The sequence below is a fragment of the Actinoplanes sp. NPDC049681 genome (assembly GCF_044465265.1).
GTDB lineage: Bacteria > Actinomycetota > Actinomycetes > Mycobacteriales > Micromonosporaceae > Actinoplanes.
The window spans coordinates 332,588-351,085 of the sequence record NZ_JBITLP010000006.1 but is presented as its reverse complement, the minus strand read 5'-3'; the positions used below and the strand labels follow the sequence as shown (position 1 = coordinate 351,085).

General features: G+C 72.1%; 22 protein-coding genes. 12 read left to right on the top strand and 10 right to left on the bottom strand.

The window, feature by feature from the left end; all coding sequences use genetic code 11:
* Window positions 1–3: 3 nt before the first annotated feature.
* A complete protein-coding gene (locus tag ACIBO8_RS23530) occupies window positions 4–690 on the bottom strand; it encodes an IclR family transcriptional regulator (protein ID WP_106125738.1) in 687 nt (228 codons plus the stop codon).
* A 49-nt stretch (window positions 691–739) separates the two neighbouring features.
* Here ACIBO8_RS23530 and leuC point away from each other — a divergent pair, with 49 nt between their 5' ends.
* From leuC to ACIBO8_RS23510, 4 genes are all read left to right on the top strand, one after another.
* Window positions 740–2,185, top strand: coding sequence for a 3-isopropylmalate dehydratase large subunit (gene leuC / locus ACIBO8_RS23525; RefSeq protein ID WP_396117414.1), 1,446 nt, complete (start codon window positions 740–742; stop codon window positions 2,183–2,185).
* Window positions 2,186–2,202: 17 nt separating this feature from the next.
* A complete protein-coding gene (leuD, locus tag ACIBO8_RS23520; protein WP_396117413.1) occupies window positions 2,203–2,790 on the top strand; it encodes a 3-isopropylmalate dehydratase small subunit in 588 nt (195 codons plus the stop codon).
* A 224-nt stretch (window positions 2,791–3,014) separates the two neighbouring features.
* Window positions 3,015–3,827 carry an HU family DNA-binding protein gene (locus ACIBO8_RS23515; protein ID WP_396117412.1) on the top strand — a complete coding sequence of 271 codons (813 nt, stop codon included), beginning with the start codon at window positions 3,015–3,017 and terminating at the stop codon, window positions 3,825–3,827.
* A 108-nt stretch (window positions 3,828–3,935) separates the two neighbouring features.
* The gene (locus ACIBO8_RS23510; protein WP_396117411.1) at window positions 3,936–4,430 is read left to right on the top strand and encodes a hypothetical protein; all 495 of its coding nucleotides are present in this window, start codon (window positions 3,936–3,938) and stop codon (window positions 4,428–4,430) included.
* Here the strand turns inward: ACIBO8_RS23510 and ACIBO8_RS23505 are convergent.
* The 4 genes from ACIBO8_RS23505 to cofC are packed head-to-tail and all read right to left on the bottom strand — an operon-like array spanning window position 4,387 to window position 8,453.
* Window positions 4,387–5,268 (bottom strand): NUDIX domain-containing protein, encoded by an 882-nt coding sequence (locus ACIBO8_RS23505; protein WP_396117410.1) that lies wholly within the window; start codon window positions 5,266–5,268, stop codon window positions 4,387–4,389. The genes ACIBO8_RS23510 and ACIBO8_RS23505 overlap by 44 nt on opposite strands.
* Before the next feature lie 4 nt (window positions 5,269–5,272).
* Entirely contained in the window at window positions 5,273–7,540 is a 2,268-nt protein-coding gene (locus ACIBO8_RS23500; RefSeq protein ID WP_396117409.1) for an RNA degradosome polyphosphate kinase, read from the bottom strand.
* A 45-nt stretch (window positions 7,541–7,585) separates the two neighbouring features.
* Complete coding sequence (locus ACIBO8_RS23495) at window positions 7,586–7,783, bottom strand: cold-shock protein (protein WP_396117408.1); 198 nt, start codon at window positions 7,781–7,783, stop codon at window positions 7,586–7,588.
* A 10-nt stretch (window positions 7,784–7,793) separates the two neighbouring features.
* The gene (gene cofC / locus ACIBO8_RS23490; RefSeq protein WP_396117407.1) at window positions 7,794–8,453 is read right to left on the bottom strand and encodes a 2-phospho-L-lactate guanylyltransferase; all 660 of its coding nucleotides are present in this window, start codon (window positions 8,451–8,453) and stop codon (window positions 7,794–7,796) included.
* A 219-nt stretch (window positions 8,454–8,672) separates the two neighbouring features.
* On the opposite strand from cofC, the gene ACIBO8_RS23485 reads away from it, so the two are divergent.
* The 4 genes from ACIBO8_RS23485 to ACIBO8_RS23470 are packed head-to-tail and all read left to right on the top strand — an operon-like array spanning window position 8,673 to window position 11,871.
* On the top strand, window positions 8,673–9,404 hold the full coding sequence (locus tag ACIBO8_RS23485; RefSeq protein ID WP_396117406.1) for a lysophospholipid acyltransferase family protein: 732 nt from the start codon (window positions 8,673–8,675) through the stop codon (window positions 9,402–9,404).
* The gene (locus tag ACIBO8_RS23480) at window positions 9,401–10,396 is read left to right on the top strand and encodes an NAD(P)H-dependent glycerol-3-phosphate dehydrogenase (protein ID WP_396117405.1); all 996 of its coding nucleotides are present in this window, start codon (window positions 9,401–9,403) and stop codon (window positions 10,394–10,396) included. The genes ACIBO8_RS23485 and ACIBO8_RS23480 overlap by 4 nt, the downstream gene beginning before the upstream one ends.
* Entirely contained in the window at window positions 10,393–11,496 is a 1,104-nt protein-coding gene (locus ACIBO8_RS23475) for a cystathionine gamma-lyase (RefSeq protein ID WP_396117404.1), read from the top strand. Before ACIBO8_RS23480 ends, ACIBO8_RS23475 begins: the two co-directional genes overlap by 4 nt.
* Before the next feature lie 15 nt (window positions 11,497–11,511).
* A complete protein-coding gene (locus ACIBO8_RS23470; RefSeq protein ID WP_396117403.1) occupies window positions 11,512–11,871 on the top strand; it encodes a hypothetical protein in 360 nt (119 codons plus the stop codon).
* Here the strand turns inward: ACIBO8_RS23470 and ACIBO8_RS23465 are convergent.
* Entirely contained in the window at window positions 11,868–12,956 is a 1,089-nt protein-coding gene (locus ACIBO8_RS23465) for a tetratricopeptide repeat protein (protein WP_396117401.1), read from the bottom strand. The two genes, ACIBO8_RS23470 and ACIBO8_RS23465, sit on opposite strands and share 4 nt — an antisense overlap.
* Window positions 12,957–13,029: 73 nt before the next feature.
* Here ACIBO8_RS23465 and ACIBO8_RS23460 point away from each other — a divergent pair, with 73 nt between their 5' ends.
* The 3 genes from ACIBO8_RS23460 to ACIBO8_RS23450 are packed head-to-tail and all read left to right on the top strand — an operon-like array spanning window position 13,030 to window position 14,941.
* Window positions 13,030–13,386 (top strand): GntR family transcriptional regulator, encoded by a 357-nt coding sequence (locus ACIBO8_RS23460; RefSeq protein ID WP_396117399.1) that lies wholly within the window; start codon window positions 13,030–13,032, stop codon window positions 13,384–13,386.
* The gene (locus ACIBO8_RS23455) at window positions 13,383–14,258 is read left to right on the top strand and encodes an ABC transporter ATP-binding protein (RefSeq protein WP_396117398.1); all 876 of its coding nucleotides are present in this window, start codon (window positions 13,383–13,385) and stop codon (window positions 14,256–14,258) included. The genes ACIBO8_RS23460 and ACIBO8_RS23455 overlap by 4 nt, the downstream gene beginning before the upstream one ends.
* Window positions 14,255–14,941: a hypothetical protein gene (locus ACIBO8_RS23450; protein ID WP_396117397.1), complete on the top strand. Its 687-nt coding sequence runs from the start codon at window positions 14,255–14,257 to the stop codon at window positions 14,939–14,941. Before ACIBO8_RS23455 ends, ACIBO8_RS23450 begins: the two co-directional genes overlap by 4 nt.
* 129 nt (window positions 14,942–15,070) lie before the next feature.
* Here ACIBO8_RS23450 and ACIBO8_RS23445 read toward each other — a convergent pair whose 3' ends face one another.
* Complete coding sequence (locus ACIBO8_RS23445; protein WP_396117396.1) at window positions 15,071–15,694, bottom strand: DJ-1/PfpI family protein; 624 nt, start codon at window positions 15,692–15,694, stop codon at window positions 15,071–15,073.
* Window positions 15,646–16,203, bottom strand: coding sequence for a tyrosine protein phosphatase (locus ACIBO8_RS23440; RefSeq protein ID WP_396117395.1), 558 nt, complete (start codon window positions 16,201–16,203; stop codon window positions 15,646–15,648). The genes ACIBO8_RS23445 and ACIBO8_RS23440 overlap by 49 nt, the downstream gene beginning before the upstream one ends.
* A 192-nt stretch (window positions 16,204–16,395) precedes the next feature.
* Here ACIBO8_RS23440 and ACIBO8_RS23435 point away from each other — a divergent pair, with 192 nt between their 5' ends.
* Window positions 16,396–17,499 (top strand): D-alanine--D-alanine ligase family protein, encoded by a 1,104-nt coding sequence (locus tag ACIBO8_RS23435; RefSeq protein WP_396117394.1) that lies wholly within the window; start codon window positions 16,396–16,398, stop codon window positions 17,497–17,499.
* Between the two features lie 52 nt (window positions 17,500–17,551).
* On the opposite strand, the gene ACIBO8_RS23430 is transcribed toward ACIBO8_RS23435, so the two are convergent.
* Together ACIBO8_RS23430 and ACIBO8_RS23425 are read right to left on the bottom strand one after the other, a co-directional pair.
* Window positions 17,552–18,196: a DUF3515 family protein gene (locus ACIBO8_RS23430; RefSeq protein ID WP_396117393.1), complete on the bottom strand. Its 645-nt coding sequence runs from the start codon at window positions 18,194–18,196 to the stop codon at window positions 17,552–17,554.
* Between the two features lies 1 nt (window position 18,197).
* Window positions 18,198–18,431, bottom strand: coding sequence for an Lrp/AsnC ligand binding domain-containing protein (locus ACIBO8_RS23425; RefSeq protein WP_366153814.1), 234 nt, complete (start codon window positions 18,429–18,431; stop codon window positions 18,198–18,200).
* Window positions 18,432–18,498: the final 67 nt, after the last annotated feature.

Here is an 18,498-nt window from a genome sequence, read left to right as displayed (position 1 = left end):
CCCCTACAGGCCGCTGAGGCGCTGTCCCGCCCGTACGACGGCCATGGCGTGCCGTTCGCCGGGACGGCGTCCGAGGCGTTCGATCGGCCCGCTTATCGAGATCGCCGCGATGACCCGGCCGGTACGGTCGCGGATCGGGGCCGAGACGCTCGCCACACCCGGCTCCCGCTCGGCCACGCTCTGCGCCCAGCCGCGCCGGCGGACCTCCGCCAGGGTGCGGCCCGTGAACTTGCAGCGTGGCAGCAGGGGCATCACGGCTTCCGGCGGTTCCCACGCCAGCAGGATCTGCGCCGCGGAACCGGCCACCATGGGCAGCACGGAGCCCACCGGGACGGTGTCGCGTAGTCCGCTGGCCCGCTCGGCCGCGGCCACGCAGATACGCTCGTCCGCACGGCGCAGGTAGAGCTGGGCGCTTTCGCCCGTCGCGTCGCGCAGTGCGGCCAGAAGCGGCTCCGCCGCGGTCAGCAAGACGTCGGGGGCCGCGTTCGCCAGCTCGCCGAGCCGCGGTCCGGGCCGCCAGCGTCCCTGGGTGTCCCGGACCAGCATCCGGTGGATCTCCAGGGCCTGGGCCAGCCGGTGCGCTGTGGCCCGCGGCAGCTTCGTGCGGTCGACGAGTTCGGCCAGGCTGGCGCCGTCGACACAGGCCGCGAGGATGACCACCGCCTTGTCGAGAACGCCGACACCGCTCATACTGTGTCCCACAAGCCGAAACATACCTCCCAGAATTTAGGATGTCCAGATGGTGGGAGTCACTCCGAAGCCGAGGACCCTGGCCGAGAAGGTCTGGGACGACCACGTGGTGCGTGCTGCCGAGGGTGAGCCTGATCTGCTCTACATCGACCTGCACCTGCTGCACGAGGTGACCAGCCCGCAGGCCTTCGACGGCCTGCGCCTGGCCGGGCGCAGGGTCCGGCGCACCGATCTCACGCTCGCGACCGAGGACCACAACACCCCGACGGGGTACGCGGACCCGGCGTTCAACACCCGCCGCGGCGACCTCCTCACGATCGCGGACACGACCTCGCGCACCCAGATCGAGACGCTGCGCAAGAACTGCGCCGAGTTCGGCGTGCAGATCCGCTCGCTCGGTCACGAGCAGCAGGGCATCGTGCACGTGATCGGCCCGCAGCTCGGCCTCACCCAGCCCGGCACGACCATCGTCTGCGGCGACTCGCACACCGCGACCCACGGCGCGTTCGGCGCCCTGGCCTTCGGCATCGGCACCAGCGAGGTCGAGCACGTGCTCGCCACCCAGACGCTGCCGCAGGCCAAGCCGAAGACGATGGCGGTCACGGTCGTCGGCGAGCTGCGTCCCGGCGTCACCGCGAAGGACCTGATCCTCGCGCTCATCACCCAGGTCGGCACCGGCGGCGGCAACGGCCACATCGTCGAGTACCGCGGCGAGGCCATCCGCAGGCTCTCCATGGAGGGCCGGATGACCATCTGCAACATGTCGATCGAGTGGGGCGCCAAGGCCGGCATGATCGCGCCCGACGAGACCACGTTCGCCTACCTGAAGGGCCGCGAGCACGCGCCGAAGGGTGCCGACTGGGACGCCGCGGTCGACTACTGGAAATCGCTCGTCACCGACGAGGACGCCGAGTTCGACACCGAGGTGATCCTGGACGCCTCGGCGATCAGCCCGTTCGTCACGTGGGGCACCAACCCCGGGCAGGGCGCCGCCCTCGACGGCAGGGTGCCGGACCCGGAGGAGTTCGTCGAAGAGGTGGAGCGCAACGCCGCCCGCCGGGCGCTGGAGTACATGGGCCTCGAGGCCGGCACTCCGCTCAAGGAGGTTCCGGTCGACGTGGTCTTCGTCGGCTCGTGCACCAACGGGCGCCTCGAGGACCTGCGCGCCGCCGCCGAGGTGATCCGCGGGCGCAAGGTGCACGAGGGCGTCCGGATGATGATCGTGCCGGGGTCGTACCAGGTCCGCGAGCAGGCCGAGCAGGAGGGGCTGCACAAGATCTTCCTGGACGCGGGCGCCGAGTGGCGCTTCGCCGGCTGCTCGATGTGCCTGGGCATGAACCCGGACACGCTCAGCCCGGGACAGCGGGCCGCCTCCACGTCCAACCGCAACTTCGAGGGCCGGCAGGGCCGGGGCGGGCGTACCCACCTGGTCTCGCCCGAGGTCGCCGCCGCCACCGCCGTGGCCGGCAAGCTGGCCGCCCCCGCCGACCTGTAGAGCCGAAGGAACCAGCCATGGACAAGTTCACCACCCACGCCGGCAAGGTCATGCCGCTGCGGCGCTCCGATGTGGACACCGACCAGATCATCCCGGCGGTCTACCTGAAGCGGGTCACCCGTACCGGCTTCGAGGACGGGCTCTTCAGCGCCTGGCGCGACGACCCGTCGTTCGTACTCAACAACCCGGCCCACGCCGGGGCCACGATCCTGGTCGCCGGCCCCAACTTCGGCACCGGCTCGTCGCGGCAGCACGCCGTCTGGGCCCTGCGGGACTGGGGTTTCAAGGTCGTCATCGCCGCCCGGTTCGGCGACATCTTCCGCGGCAACGCCCTCAAGGAGGGACTGCTGCCGGTGCAGCTCGACCAGAAAGCCGTCGAGGCGCTCTGGGACATGGCCGAGAGCGAGCCGGAGAAGCGGATCACGGTCGACCTCGGCGAGCGTCAGGTGCGCGTGGACGACGCTGCGTGGGGCTTCCCGATCGACGACTTCAGCCGCTGGCGCCTCATGGAGGGCCTCGACGACATCGGACTGACCCTGCGGAACGAGGCCGACATCACCTCGTACGAGCAAACCCGGCCGGCCTTCAAGCCGGTGGTGGTCTGAGGCCCGAAAACCCTGTCAGTGCAGGCTTTTTCGCCCCCGTCGGTCCCTCGACGGGGGCGAATTCGTTGCGACACAACGGTTTTTTTTCCGGCCAATGTTTGTGTCTGCTGGTCAGAGGGCATACGGTGCGCGCAGAATGGCTCGCATTGGGCCGATGATGCTTGTTGCGACGGTGCGAACCCGTGCGTGACCAAGCGTCAGTTCTCACGTTCGGGAGGAAAACCGTGAATAAGGCCGAGCTCATCGAGGCGCTCGCCGCCCGACTGGGGGACCGGAAAACGGCGACAGCGGCGCTGGACGCGGTCATCAGCGAGGTGCAGACCGCCGTCACCAAGGGCGACCGCGTTGCCATCACCGGTTTCGGTGTCTTCGAGAAGCGCGCGCGGAATGCGCGTACGGCTCGGAATCCGCGCACCGGCGAACCAGTCAAGGTGAAGAAGACGTCCGTCCCCGCTTTCAAGCCCGGCACGGGTTTCCGGGAGATGGTCGCGAGCGGCAAGGTGGCCAAGGTCGCCGCCGCCAAGAAGACCACCGCGGCGGCGAAGGCCACTGCCACCAAGGCCACCCCGGCCAAGGCGACCGCCACCAAGACGGCGGCGGCCAGGAAGACCACGGCGGCGAAGGCCACTCCGGCCAAGTCGACCGCCACCAAGACGGCCGCGGCCAAGACCACCGCTGCCAAGAAGACCACGGCCACCAAGGCGACGGCGACGAAGGCGACCGCCACCAAGGCCACCGCGGCGAAGTCCACCGCGGCGAAGAAGACGGCCGGCACGGCCAAGGCCACCCCGGCGGCCAAGTCGACGGCTACCAAGGCCACCGCGGCCAAGTCGACCGCCACGAAGTCGGCACCGGCCAAGAAGACGACCGCTGCCACGAAGGCGGCGCCGGCGAAGAAGACGGCCACCAAGTCGGCGGCCACCAAGTCGGCACCGGCCAAGAAGACGACCGCCCGCAAGACCACGGCGGCCGCCAAGGCCACGCCGGCCACCAAGGCCACCACGGCGCGCACCTCCGCGCCGCGCAAGACCCGCTGAAGCAACCGCTCAGCGGCACGCTGACGAGACGAAAGGCGTCCACCCGTCCGGTGGACGCCTTTCGCGTGTTCCGGCGCCACAGCGGCCGTTGAGCCTACGGTCCGCAGCATGGATCGCAGATTCCGCACACCCCGCCGCGAGCCGGGGCGCGATCCGGCCCGGCCGCGTGGCCTGGTGAGCCGGTCCCTGATCGCCGCCGCCGTCTTCGCCGCCGCGGTCGTACCCGGCTGGACGCTGGGCGACGCCGCCGAGCGCTGGACCGGATGGGGCGTGCTCGACTGGCTCGTCACCGGGGCGGTGTCCGCCGGCGCGGTCGTGCTGCTGGCGCCGCACGGCTCGTACCGCCGCCGCGACGCCGTCCTCGGCCTGGTGCCGATCTACGGCTGGTACCTGACCGCCGTACTGGCGTGGCGGGTCGCGCTGCTGCCGCTGCGCGACTGGGAACCACGGCAGGACGAGCTGTGGCGGGCCCGGTGGCTCACCGGCGACCTGATCGGCCTCTGGCGCGCGGATCCGCTGCCGCCGCCCCTGCCGCGCCGGACGGGCCGTGGCGCGGGCGTCAGATCCGGCTCAGCGCCACGAGCCGGTCGCCCGACCAGCTGAGCACCCAGCCGTCGCCCTTGGGGGTCTTGTACGGCTCCGGATCCTCCGCGCCGTCCAGGAGCGCCAGCAGGTCCGGGATCACCTTGCCCTGGCTGCAGATGGCCGTACGCTCGCCGTCGCGCAGCTCGACGATCCGCGCCGCCGCGACCTTGACCCGGGCCGGGATCTCCTCCGGGTCACCGGGTTCGGCGAAGGCCCCGTCCGTCACGATCGGCAGCCCGAGCGTGCGCGCGAGCGGCTCCAGCGTCTGACGGCAGCGCAGCGGGGTGGCGGCGATCAGCTGCCGCGGCGCGAAGAGGGCCGCCGCGACGCCGAGCGTCTCCGCCTGCGCCCGCCCCCGGTCGTCGATCGGCCGCAGCGCGTCGTGGCCCGCGAAATCCTTGCGTTTGCCCGCGTGCGCATGCCGGACCAGCACCGTCACGGCGGTCACCGGCGGCAGCCCGAGGACGTGCTCGACCAGCCGGCGATCGTCGGGATAGGTCAACCGGGCGAGGGCCTCCCGCGGCGGCAGCCACACCACGGCGTCGACCTCGGTGGGATCCTGCGGGTCCGCCGCCGGGCCGTCGCCGGCCCGCATCAGCCAGAAGTCGACCGTCTTGGGTACGCCGTCCGGCAACGTGTAGGCGACCTCGGGCAGCCGCAGCTGTGGCTCCGCGCGTACGCCGGTCTCCTCGAGCACCTCGCGCACCGCCGCGGCCAGGGAATGCTCGGAGCCGTCGAGCTTGCCCTTGGGCAGGCTCCAATCCGATCGGTACGGCCGGTGCACGAGGCAGAACTCGACCCCGTCGCCGGCCGGCCGCCAGAGCACCCCGCCGGCGGCGCGAACTGTCTGCGTCACCGCGTCAGACCGCCTTGCCGATGACCCGGCGCAGCAGGGCCTCCTGCAGGTGGATGTGGGGCTGGGCCGGGTTGGCCGGCCGCCGGTGCCAGGTGCCCTCGCCGTCGAGGTCCCAGCCCTCGCTCTCGTCGCTCATGGCCAATTCCAGCACACTGCGCAGGTCCTCCTGCGCGGACGGCAGTGTGACCCGCACCAGGGCCTCCACGCGCCGGTCGAGATTGCGGTGCATCAGGTCGGCCGAGCCGATCCAATACTCGGCGTCGTCGCCGGCGCCGAAGCGGAACACCCGGGAGTGCTCCAGGAACCGGCCGACGATCGAGCGGACCCGGATGTTGTCGGAATACCCCGGGACGCCCGGCCGCAGGGCGCACATGCCGCGGATGACCAGATCGACCTTCACGCCGTCCTGCGAGGCCCGGTACAGCGCGTCGCAGGTCTCCTCGTCCACGAGCGAGTTCACCTTGAACTGCACCAGACCCTCGCCACCCTCGCGGGCGATGCGGGCCTGCTCGTCGATCCGCTCGATCAGGCCCCTGCGCACCCCGTGCGGCGCGACCAGGAGCCGGCGGAACGCGGTCTGGCGGCTGTAGCCGGTGAGCACGTTGAACAGATCCGTGACGTCCGCGCCGATCTCCGGATCGGCCGTGAGCATGCCGAAGTCCTCGTACAGGCGGGCCGTCTTGGGGTGGTAGTTGCCCGTGCCGATGTGGCAGTAGCGCCGGATCTGGTTGCCCTCCTGGCGGACGACCAGAGCGGTCTTGCAGTGCGTCTTGAGGCCCACGAGCCCGTAGACCACGTGGCAGCCGGCCCGTTCCAGGGTCCGCGCCCAGCCGATGTTGGCCACCTCGTCGAAACGCGCCTTGACCTCGACGAGCACCACCACCTGCTTGCCCGCGGCGGCCGCGTCCACCAGCGCGTCGACGATCGGGGAGTCGCCGCTGGTGCGGTAGAGCGTTTGCTTGATGGCCAGCACGTGGGGATCGGCGGCCGCCTGCTCGATGAAACGCTGCACGCTCGTCGAGAACGAGTGGTACGGGTGGTGCACGAGGATGTCGCACTCGCGCAGCCGGTTGAAGACGCTGCGCGGCACCTCGCCGTCGGCCAGCTGCGGGTGGGTCGCCGGGACGAACGGGCGGTCCTTGAGGTCGTCGCGGTCGACCTCGCCGAACACCTGCCACAGTGCCGAGAGGTCGAGCAGGCCGGGCACCCGCAGCACGTCCTCGTCGTTCATGTCGAGCTCGCGGGCCAGCAGATCCAGGACGTGGTCGCTGATCGAGGCGGCGACCTCGAGACGGACGGGCGGGCCGAAGCGCCGCTGCGCCAGCTCGCGCTCGAGGGCCTGCAGCAGGTCCTCGTCCCGGTCCTCGTCGACCTCCACCTCCGCGTTGCGGGTGACCCGGAAAAGGTGCCACTCCAGGATCTTCATTCCGGAGAAGAGCTGATCCAGGTGTGCGGCGATGAGCTGCTCCACGGGCAGGAAGCGCACCCCGCGGCTGTCGTTCTGCACCGTCACGAAGCGCGAGACGTTGTTGGGCACCTTGATGCGCGCGAACAGCTCGCCGCTGCTGTCCTCGGGGTCGCGCAGCACCACGGCCAGGTTCAGCGAGCGGCTGGAGATGTACGGGAACGGGTGCGCCGGGTCCACGGCCAGCGGGGTGAGCACCGGGAAGACCTGCTCGCGGAAGAAGGTGCGCAGCCGCTCGCGCTCCGGCGCGTCGAGCTCGGCCCAGCTGACCAGCTCGATGCCCTCGGCCTGCAGCTTGGGGCGTACCTCCTCGGCGAAGCAGGCGGCGTGCCGGGTGACCAGGTCCGCGGCGCGCTCGTTGATCATCTCCAGCTGGTTGCGCAGCGAGCTGCGGTCGCCGCCGCGCATCGGCAGGCCCGCCTTGAGGCGCCGCTTCAGCCCGGCCACCCGGACCATGTAGAACTCGTCCAAGTTGCTCGCGAAGATCGCCAGGAACTTGGCGCGCTCCAGCAGCGGCGTCTCGGGGTCCTCGGCGAGGGCCAGCACCCGGGCGTTGAAGTCGAGCCAGGACAGCTCGCGGTTCAGGAAGCGGTCGTCGGGCAGCTCGTCGCGCTCGGCCGGGGAATCGGCAGGGCGCGGGGCAGCGGTCGTCACGGCAGGCTCCGTCGGCTCGATGGCGGTCGGCTCGGAATCAGCCACCCCCGCGGCCCCGGACGCGCCGCGCGGGAGGAACTTTCCGTCCGGGCCGCGCCGGCGAGTCGTCGTCGCGGGCACGGTGGACTCGGGTGTCCGGGGTGGGCTGGTCACCACTCCATCATTGCCCGTCCGGGGTTAACGGGAAATGAACAAAGCTCAGGAGATTCCGGGAACTCCGATCTTGATCACACCGTCGTCCGGCCCCACCTCGACGGTGACCCGCTGGCCCAGCCGGAGCAGGCGCAGCCCGGAGGCGTCGAAGGCCGCGGCCGGGTACGGCATCTCGCTGCCGTCGTCGAGCAGCAGCGTGCCCGTGCGCGTCTGGGGATCGAACGTGGCGATCGTGCCCTGCATGAGGTGCACGCTACCGGGACGGGCCGGCCGGCACGCACCCTGTCACCAGGCCGAGGTGTCGCAGCAGCGCGCAGGTGTGCTGGCCCGCGCCCAACTCCAGGACGGTCCGCAGGTCGGCGGCGGTGTCCACGTCCTGGCGCAGCCCGGGCCAGTCGCCGGTGAGCGGCTCGGCGCCGGACGCGGCATGGGCGGTGGCCGAGCCGACGCCGAAGCGCGGGTCCAGGGCCGTGCCGGGGCCGGCCGTCAACAGCACCGTGCCGGTGCCGGCGGCGTCCGCGACGAAGCTGCGCCCGCCGCCCGCGCTCAACAAGGCGCTGCCCAGCTCGTACGGCCGCAGTGCCGGCAGGTCCCCGGCCAGAACCGCCCGCCGGCGCCCGGTGCCCACCGCCACGTCCGCGCCGAAGCGCATCGCCTCGTTGAGCCCGGCCGCCGGGCTGTCGGGCACCACCCGCGCTCCCAGGGCGAGCACCGCGGCGGCGGCCGCCGGGTCGTCGGTGACGACCAGCACCTCGCCGACCTGCTCGCACCCGCCCACCGCCGCGACGGTGTCCCGCAGCATGGCCAGCGCCAGCGCCTCGTGCCAGGCGTCGGGCACGGCGCCGCGCAGCCGGCTCTTGGCCGCGCTGAGACGCTTGACGGGAACGACCGCCGTCCAGTCCGCACCTGACACGCCGACAATCCTGCCACCGGCGCGCCGGGACGCGTCCGCCACCGGGACGCCGCGCCGCCACCCCCAGCGACCATGGTGCCGTCCTGACCATCGGGACCCCGTGCGGCCGCTCCCGCGCTCGACGTGCGGCGCCGCCGGACCGGGCCGGACCCGGCCTGGCTCCGGCGACCACGAGCAGGCATGATTTCGATCCAGGGTGTGGGGGACGGAGGAGAGACCGTGGGGCAGCGCAGGCTCGGGTTCTGGCGGCGGCTGGCGGTGGTGCTGGTCCTGCCGACCCTCAAGGTCTGGACGAAGCGTCGCTGGTACGGCCTGGAGAACATGCCGCCGGGCGGTGGCGTGATCATCACCCCGAACCACATGTCGCAGTTCGACCCGCTGCTGGTGGCGCACGTCATCTACGCCGCGGGGCGGTGGCCCCGCTTCCTGGCCAAGGCGAGCATCTGGAAGGTGCCCTTCGTCGGGTTCATGCTGCGCAAGACCCGGCAGATCCCGGTGGAACGCGGCAGTGTGGAGGCCGTGAAGTCCCTGGACAGCCTCGTCGAGGCCCTCCGCGAGGGCGGCGTCGTGGTGATCTACCCGGAGGGCACGACGACCCGCGATCCGGAATTGTGGCCGATGCGCGGCAAGACCGGCGCCGCGCGGCTCGCGCTGCTGACCGGTGCCCCGGTCGTGCCGATGGCCACCTGGGGGTCGCAGCAGGTGCACGACGTACGGACCAAGAAGATCTCGCTGAAGCCACGCCGGCCGGTGAGCGTCAGCGTCGGCAAACCGGTCGACCTGAGCCACTGGAAGGGCGAGGCGCCGACCAAGGCGGTGCTCGAGCAGATGACCGAGGCGATCCAGCTGGCCACCCGTGACCTGCTCGCGGAGCTGCGCCAGGAAGCGCCGCCACCGGAGCTCTACGCGCCCGCGCGCCGGGTCACCGGTCCGACGGAGCGGTCGGCATGAGGCGCTCCGCGGTGCTGGGCGCCGGCGCCTGGGGCACGGCCGTCGCCAAGGTCCTGGCCGACGCCGGCTCCGAGGTGACCATCTGGGCGCGGCGCGAGTCCGTCGCCGCCGCCATCCGCGAATACCGGATCAACGAGGTGTCGCTGCCCGGCGTCAAGCTGCCGGAGCGCGTGACCGCCACCAGCGACCTCGCGGCCGCGCTCGAGGGCGCCGAATTCGTCTTCCTGGCGGTGCCGTCGCAGACCCTGCGCGGCAACCTCGCCGACTGGGCCGGTCATCTGCCGCCCGACGCGACGCTCGTGTCGCTGATGAAGGGGATCGAGCTCGGCACCACCAAGCGGATGAGCGAGGTCATCATCGAGACCGCGCGGGTCGAGCCGGAGCGCGTCGTGGTGGTCTCGGGACCCAACCTCGCCCCGGAGATCGCCGCGGAGCAGCCGGCCGCGACGGTGGTGGCCGGCATCGACCCGGGCCGTACCCAGCTCGTGCAGCAGGCCATCGCGCTGCCGTACGTGCGGCCGTACACCAGCGACGACGTCATCGGGTGCGAGCTGGGCGGGGCGGTCAAGAACGTCATCGCGCTGGCGTACGGCATGGCGAGCGCGATGGGCATGGGCGACAACACGAAGGCCTCGCTGATCACCCGCGGGCTGGCCGAGACGGCGCGGCTGGGCGTGGCGCTGGGCGCCGACCCGATGACCTTCGCCGGGCTCGCCGGGCTGGGCGACCTCGTCGCCACCTGCTCGTCGCCCTTGTCGCGGAACCGGACGTTCGGCGAGCACCTCGGCCGCGGCGAGTCGCTGGAGGCGGCGCAGGCGTCGACGAAGCAGACCGCCGAGGGCGTGAAGAGCTGCCTGGCGATCCGCGACCTGGCCCGCGCGCACGGCGTCGAGATGCCCATCACCGAACAGGTCGAGCGGGTCTGTCACGAGGGCGTGGATCCCCGGGTGGCGGTGAAGCTGCTCATGGGCCGCGAGATGAAGCCCGAATGACCGGGAAGGGCGACGGCACGCGGGTCGTGCATGCCGGGCTGCCGGCCCCGGTGCCCGGCCAGCCGTTCCTACCCGGTCCCGTGCTCGCGGCGCCGTACCACCTCGACCCCGTCGACGGCCCGGCGGAGAACGGGTACGGGCGGCCCGACAACCCGACCCGGCGCGCGCTCGAGGCCGCGATCGGTGAGCTGGAGGGCGGCACCGTCCGCGCCTTCGCCAGCGGGCAGGCGGCCATCACGGCGCTGCTGCTGTCGGTGCTGCGCTCCGGGGACACGGTGGCGGTGCCGTCCGACGGCTACTTCACCGTCCGCGCCTTCGCCGAGGGCGCGCTGCGCGACCTGGGCGTCAAGACGGTGCTGGTGCCGACCGCGGGGCCGTACCCGTCGTTCGAGGGCGTACGCCTGGTGCTGCTGGAGACCCCGGCCAACCCGGGCCTGGACGTCTGCGACGTGCGTGCCGTGTCGGCCGCGGCGCACGCGGCCGGGGCCCTCGTGGCGGTGGACAACACGACGGCGACGCCGCTGGGCCAGCGCCCGCTCGAGCTCGGCGCCGACCTGGTCGTCGCCTCGGGCACCAAGGCGCTCACCGGCCACTCCGACGTTCTGCTCGGCTACGTGGCGACCCAGGACGAGGCACTGATCGAACGGGTGACCACCTGGCGGGCGCAGACCGGCGGCATCCCGGGCGGCTTCGACTGCTGGCTGGCGCACCGGTCGCTGGCCACGCTCGACCTGCGACTGGCCCGGCAGAGCGCCAATGCTGCCGCCGTCGCCGAGCTGCTCTCCGGCCGCGCGGACGTGACCGGGCTGCGGTGGCCGGGGCTCGCCTCGGACGCGTCGTACGAGGTCGCGCGCAGCCAGATGCGGCGGATCCCCGGCATCGTCTCGTTCGACCTGGGCAGCGCCGAGCGGGTGGCGCGCTTCCTGACGACCTCGGAGCTGGTGTTCGCCGCCACGTCGTTCGGCGGCCTGCACACCACGGCGGACCGGCGCGCGCAGTGGGGCGACGACACCCCGCCGGGATTCGTCCGGCTCTCCTGCGGCATCGAGGACACGGCGGACGTCATCGCCGATCTCACGGCCGCCCTCGACGGCGCCTGATCTACGGTTCTCCGCATGGAGTGGAGCAGTTTCAGCGGAGCCGAGGTCACCGCGCTGGCGCAGGGCGAGAGCTTCTTCGCCGCTCCTGGGGAACGGGAGTGTCCCGCTTGCGGTCGGCGCAGTGTGCGGGCGTACGTGAATGCTCCGGAGAACGCCCGCCGGCCCACCCTGGTGAGTTACGTCTGGTGTTCGGCCTGTCATCGGTTCGTCGGCACGCGCGCGAAGCACCCGGACGGCCTGGTGTTCTCGGATCCGCTGGCCGCGCTCGGCGCGGGTGAGCGGCGGGAGCTGGAGCGCAGCCTGATCGGCTTCCTCGCGCACCTCGACCGGTTGTGGGACGAGGGCGTGCTGCCACAGACCTTCGCGGCTGCCTAAGCCGCCTCGAGGCGCCTGCCGCAGGCGGCGAGATCGGCCGCCAGCGCGGTGTCCCCGTCGGTTTCACACTGGGCGCGCATCCGGTCGAGGACTCCGGACCACATCGTGCGGACCGCGTCCTCCGGCGGCCGGTCCTCGTGGGCGACGTCGAGCAGGAAGTGGGCCTCGAGGCCGAGGCGGACCGCGGCGTCGGGGTCGCCGGGCATCACGCGGACGGCGGCGTCGGCGGCGGCCAGGCCCGCCTCGGTCAGAAGCGGGGGAGGCACCCGGAACGCCGGCACGCACAGCGGTCCGACCGGCTCGCCCAGCAGCAGGGCCGCCAGCTGCGGATCGCCGGTCGTGGCCACCGCATCCGCGACGGGCAGCAGGAGCCCCGGGCTGTCCCCGGCCAGCCGTTCGGCCACGAGGGTCGGCGACGGCTCGGCGCCGAGCCACTGCAGCGTGCCCTCGGCGTTGCCGGCCTCGTCCGGGCGGTCCAGGGCGTGGAGCAGCTCGCGTTCCACGCTGAGGGCGCGCACCATCGCGCTGTGCAGGGCGCCGTCCGGCGTGATCCCGCCCGCGCGGATGCCGTCGACGCACAGGGTCAGCCCGGTCTGGGCGGCGGTCAGCCCGATGGTCGGATCCCCGTACGCGCCGAGCGCGTCGGCACTGAGCATCAGCACCCGGCTGAGGCTCACGTAGTCGTCGTCGAACCGGTCGAGGGCGGCCCGGCGCACGAAGCCGATGATGGCCGCCTGCACGTCGGTGACCGCCGTGGCGCCCGCCCCGGCCAGGGCGTGGGCCATGCCGCGCCGCGCGCGTACGTCCGCGACCAGGGCGTCCGCTGACAGTTCCCGGTACACCGCGAGCGCCTCGGTCAGCACGGTGATCGCCTCGGTGAAACGGCGAGCCGTGATGTACGCACCGCCCAGGCTGTACAGCACGCTTCCCAGGCCCTGCGGCACATTGCGGGCCGGTTCCACGGCTGCCTCGAGGTGGTCGATCGCCTCCTCGAGCCGGCCCTGCTCGTACGCCCGCTGTCCCCGGTCCAGCAGGACGCCGGCCCGCTCGGCGGCCGCGTCGAGGTCGCTTGTGTCCGTCGTCATGGTTGCCACCCTAGCGGGCAGCCTCTATGGTTCATTACATGAGTAGCGAACCACAGAGATAGGGAGGCTCGGCGTGTTCGACGACCGGAGCCCCATCTACCTGCAGATCGCCGAAGGCATCAAGAACGACATCCTGAGTGGGGCACTCGAGGAGGACGGCCAGGTCATGTCCACGAATCAGTACGCGGCCTTCTACCGCATCAACCCGGCCACGGCCGCCAAGGGCTTCGCCCAGCTCGTCGACGACGGTGTGCTCTACAAGAAGCGTGGCATCGGCATGTTCGTCAGCCCGGACGCCCGCCAGAAGCTGCGCGACGAGCGGCGCAAGCGGTTCTTCGCCGAGGTCGTCGACCCGATGCTGGCCGAGGCGCGGATGATCGGCGTCTCGATCGAGGAGATCAAGAAGCACATCGACGGAGGGCCCCGATGATCCCCACCGTCTCGGTGCGCGACCTGACGGTCCGATACGGAGCCACGACGGCCGTCTCGGGCCTCACCGTGGAGCTGCCCCCGGGCAAGATCTACGGCCTGCTCGGGCGCAACGGCTCCGGCAAGACCAGCCTGCTCAGCGTGCTCGCGGCGTATCGGAAGGCCGACGGCGGCACGGTGCGCGTCGACGGCGAGGACCCCTTCGAGAACCCCCGGACCATGCGGGACACCGTCTTCATCCGAGACACCCTCGACGTGCCCGAGGGTGACCGGATCGGCAGGATCCTCGACTTCCACGCCCGCCTGCGGCCTCGGTGGGACGCCGGCTACGCAGCCCACCTGCTCGACGTGTTCGGCCTGGACCGCCGCACCAGGGCGTCCGCGCTGTCGCGGGGGCAGCGGTCGAGCCTCGGCGTCGTCCTCGGCCTCGCCTGCCGCGCCCCGCTGACCCTGCTGGACGAGGTCTATCTGGGCATGGACGCCGCAGCGCGCAGCGCGTTCTACCGCGAGCTGCTCGACGACTACCTTGCCCACCCGCGCACGATCGTCCTCTCCACCCACCTCATCCAGGAGGTCGCCGACCTCTTCGAGGAGGTGGTCATCATCGACCGTGGGCGGCTGGTGGTCCAGGAGGACACCGACACCTTCCGGTCCCGCGGCGTCGCGGTGACCGGTCCGGCCGAGGCGGTGGAGACGTTCGTCTCCGGGCGTACGGTGCTCGGCACCCAGAGCCTCGGCAGCGTCCGCCAGGCGACCCTCTACGGAGGGCTGGGCGACGAAGAGGAGAAGCGGGCCGAGCAGGCCGGCCTCAGCATCGCCCCGGTCGGCATCCAGGACCTCTTCGTCCACCTCACCTCGGAGGCAGCCCGATGAACACCCGTACGGTCCTCGGCAGCCTTCTGCGGAGATACAGGCCGGTCTTCCTGTGGACCAGCGCCACATTGCTCGTCGGCGTGGGAATCGGCGACGCCGTGCTCGGCACCGTCGCGGACCCGGCCTTCAGCCTGTGGATGTTCGTGGCCGGCTCGGCGGTCAAGTACTGGCTGGGCGTGCTGGGCGTGATGCTGGTCGTGAGCCACTTGCGCCACTTCGCGGCGGCCGGTGTCACCCGCCGTGCGCTGATCGTCGGCGGCTCGGTCTTCGGCGTGCTGGTGTGTCTCGGGGTGGGAGTGCTGGTGCCGCTGGGCCACGGGCTGGAGAACGCGGCGGTGGGTGCGGTGTCCGCCGGCTATCCGGCCTGGTCACCGGCCGTGGCCCTGAGCGAGTTCGGCCATCTCGTGCCGACGTGCCTGGCGTTCTTCGTCTCCGGAGCGGCCGCGGCGGCGGGGTTCTACCGGTTCGGGGCCGGGGGTGGGTTGCTGGTGGTGCTTCCGGCTGTGCTGCCGGGGATCGTCTCGGAGGAGTTGCTGGGGCTCGGGGGGAGCGGCGAGGTGCTTACCCGTGACCTGCCGTATGCGGCGGCGGTGGTTGTTTCGCTGGCCGTGACCGGGCTCGGTGGGCTGCTCTATCAGCGGCAGATGCGTGATGTGGCTGTCCGGCGGGCGGTGAGTCGCTGAGGGCGATGGCGTCGGGCTGGTGCAGCCCGACGGCAACGGGGCTCGGCTGCCACGGGGGCAGCCGAGCTTGCCGTCCTGCGAGCCTGCCGCCGGCATGCGGGGGTTGGCGTCGGTCGGCGGGCCGGCAGGTCATGCCGGCACGGGGTCGCGCCAAACGACGCCTCGGCGCTCGTACGCCAGGAGTCGTTCCACGGTCCGGGCGGCGTGCGCGCCGATCTCGCGCTCCGCGAGGTACAGGCCGACGTCGAGTCCGGACGTGACCCCGCCGCCCGTGACGAGGTCGCCGTCGTCGACGACGCGGGCGTCGATCGCGCGTACCCCGGCCGCCGCCAGGGCGGGCATGCCGTCGTGATGGGTCACCGCGGCGCGGCCGGTGATCAGGCCCGCCATCGCGAGGATCAGCGCGCCGCCGCAGACCGTGGCCACCTTGACCGTGGGATCGGCCAGGGCCGCCGCGACGAGCCCGGGCAGGGGAGTCCGCAAGGTCGCCGCCAGCCGGCCGGTGATCTCCTCCTCCGAGGAGCCCGCGGCGCCGGGGACGAGCAACCAATCCGTGGGCGCGACGGGTGCTACGGCGCTCAGGGACACGCCCGCCATGCCACTGGGCACGCTCCACGAGCCGTCCGCGGGCGCGGTGCGCGGGCCGTCCGCGGAGACCAGTTCCACCGAGGCGCCGGCGGCGCGCAGGACCTCGAGCGGGGCGATCACGTCGAGGGGGTCGAAGCCGTCGAAGAGGACGATCTGTATGTGCATGCGGGCAACGCTAGGCAGCCGGGCGCGCGGTGAGGAGGGGCGGAAATGCCACGACCCACCGGATTTCCGCCGGTGAAGCCACCGTGTGCGGCGGCGAAGTCGTGGAGCCACAGGCGTTGTGCCTCATTGCCCGGGACCGGCAGGCCGCGTGCCGCCTCCACCATCCCCAGCGCTCGCTCCGGGCGGACGCCCAGCATCACCAACGTCACGCCCGCGAGCAGGGTCGAGCGGCCGATGCCCGCGAAGCACTGCGCCACCACGAAGCGGCCTGCGCGGACGTGGGCGGCGAGGCGTACCCCCAGGGCCACGACGTCTTCGGGCACGCCGCGGTCGGGGATCGGACAGGCCACGTGCTGGATGCCCGCGGCGGCCGCTGCTCGGGCGGCGCCGGTGAGGCCGAGGCGTCGCTCCTCGCCGGGCATCAGGGCCGAGACGATCACGTCCACGCCGGCGGTTGCCAGGCCGGCCATCTCGGCGGCCAGGAGGTTGCCGCCGCGGGGGTGTCCCATGGTTGCCAAACGTCCCGGACCGTGCCAGGCGATCACGTGCAGTGTCGGTCTCATCGACTCCGCGTCCTCATCCGCCGTCCCGGCGCCCGCCGTATCCGGAAAGTGGTCTACGCAGAGTAGGGTCACCCCCGGCATGCCCGCAGCCCGCGCGGCAGGCAGCGTAGCGACGTCCGGCAACGAGAGGCCCTTTCCATGACGACCCCTCGCAAAACCCGCGTGGCGATCGTGTTCGGTGGGCGGAGCACCGAGCACGCCATCTCGTGCGTGAGCGCGGGCAGCATCCTGGCCGCCCTCGACCCCGACGAGTACGAGGTCGTGCCCGTCGGGATCACCCGCGAAGGCGCCTGGGTGCTCGCCGGCGACGACCCGGCGCACCTCGCCATCGAGGGCAGCCGGCTGCCGGAGATCACCGCCGAGTCGGGCCGGGCCGTCGTGCTGCCCGCCGACCCCACGTCCTCCGGGCTGATGGTCGTCGACCCGGCCGACGGGGTCGGAGTGCTGTCCGGCGTGGACGTCGTATTCCCCGCGCTGCACGGCGCGTACGGCGAGGACGGCACCATCCAGGGCATGCTCGAGATGGCCGGCATCCCGTACGTGGGCGCGAACGTCTTCGCCTCGGCGGCCGGCATGGACAAGGAGTTCACCAAGAAGCTCGCCGCCGCCGAGGGCATCCCCGTCGGGCCGTACGCGGTGCTGCGGGCCGGCTGCTCACTGTCCGAGGCCGACAAGGAGCGGCTCGGGCTTCCGGTCTTCGTCAAGCCCTCGCGGGCCGGATCCTCGTACGGGATCAGCAAGGTCACCGACTGGTCCCGGCTCGACGAGGCGGTGGCCAAGGCCCGCCAGGTCGACCCGAAGGTGCTGGTCGAGGCGGCCATCGTCGGGCGCGAGATCGAGTGCGGGGTGCTCGAGGGCGAGGCGGGCGGCGCGCCCGAGGCCTCCCTGCTCGCCGAGATCATGGTCAGCACGACGGGCGACGAGTTCTACGACTTCGACGCGAAGTACCTGGGGGACGGCACGCCGTACCAAATCCCCGCGGACCTCAAGCCGGACGTCGCGCGCCAGGTGCAGGAGTACGCGTGCCGCACGTTCACGGCGCTCGACTGCGCCGGGCTCGCCCGCGTCGACTTCTTCGTCACGGCCGACGACGAGGTGCTGCTCAACGAGATCAACACGATGCCGGGGTTCACGCCGACGTCGATGTTCCCGCAGATGTGGGCCGCGACCGGGCTGGACTACCCCAAGGTCGTCGACCGCCTGATCCGCACGGCACTCCGCCGCGGCACCGGCCTGCACTAGCCGGGCGGCGCCAGCCGGACGAAGCCGGCCGGACGAAGCCGGCCGGGCGGCGTCAGACGCAGCCGCTGGGGACGCCTTTGCTGATCGACTTGTCGGTCTCGACCACCACGTCCGAGAACTCGTTCGCCCACTGTGCCGACTGCTCGTACTGCTTCGGCACCGTCACCCGCACCGGAACCTCGCGGTCCATCGTGGTGAATACCGTGGCGGCCGGCTGCTGATCGGCGTACCAGCAGACCCGGTTCATGTTCAGCAGCTCGGAATCCATCGGTACGCAGCCCGAGCCGGTCTCGCCGAGGGACTTGCAGGTCTGCGGCTGGGTCACGCCGCAGGCCACCGTGATGGGCGGCTCGCCGTACGCGGCGTTCTGCTCCGGCCCCGCGCTGACCTTCCGCGCCGGCAGGTCGCGCACCTTGACCGGCAGCTGCGACGTCACCGCGAGGCATACCTGGGCCGGCCCCGCGGCGAGCTTCGGCGCGGCCATCTGCACCGGGGTTGCCGGCACCGCCGCGGGCTGGGTGGCCGTGGCCGACGCGGCGGGTTTCGCCTCGCCTCCGGGGAGCACCTGGAAGAAGATCATCAGTCCGACGAGGAGGGCCACCGGCACCGCCACGACGGTCGCCCAGAGGGCGGCACTGCGGACGGCGGGGTCCTTCGCGGGGGGCTGCTGTTCGGTCCGGGTCTCCACGTCCACCATGTCAGAGATTTACCACGGAGCAGGTCACGGTACGCGTGATGCCCGGGACGTACTGGATTCTGCTCACAATCATCCGACCGAGTTCATCGACGCTGTGGCCCTCGGCGAGCACCACCACGTCGTAGGGGCCGGTGACCGCGTCGACGCGTACGACTCCCTGAATTTTGTCGATTGCGGCGGCCACGTCACGGGCCTTTCCGACCTCCGTCTGGATGAGGATGTATGCCTGGACCACGATCCGACTCCTATCCGCCGCCGCCGGCGACCCGAACGTGAAACTACAGTACGGAGCGCGGTCCTCG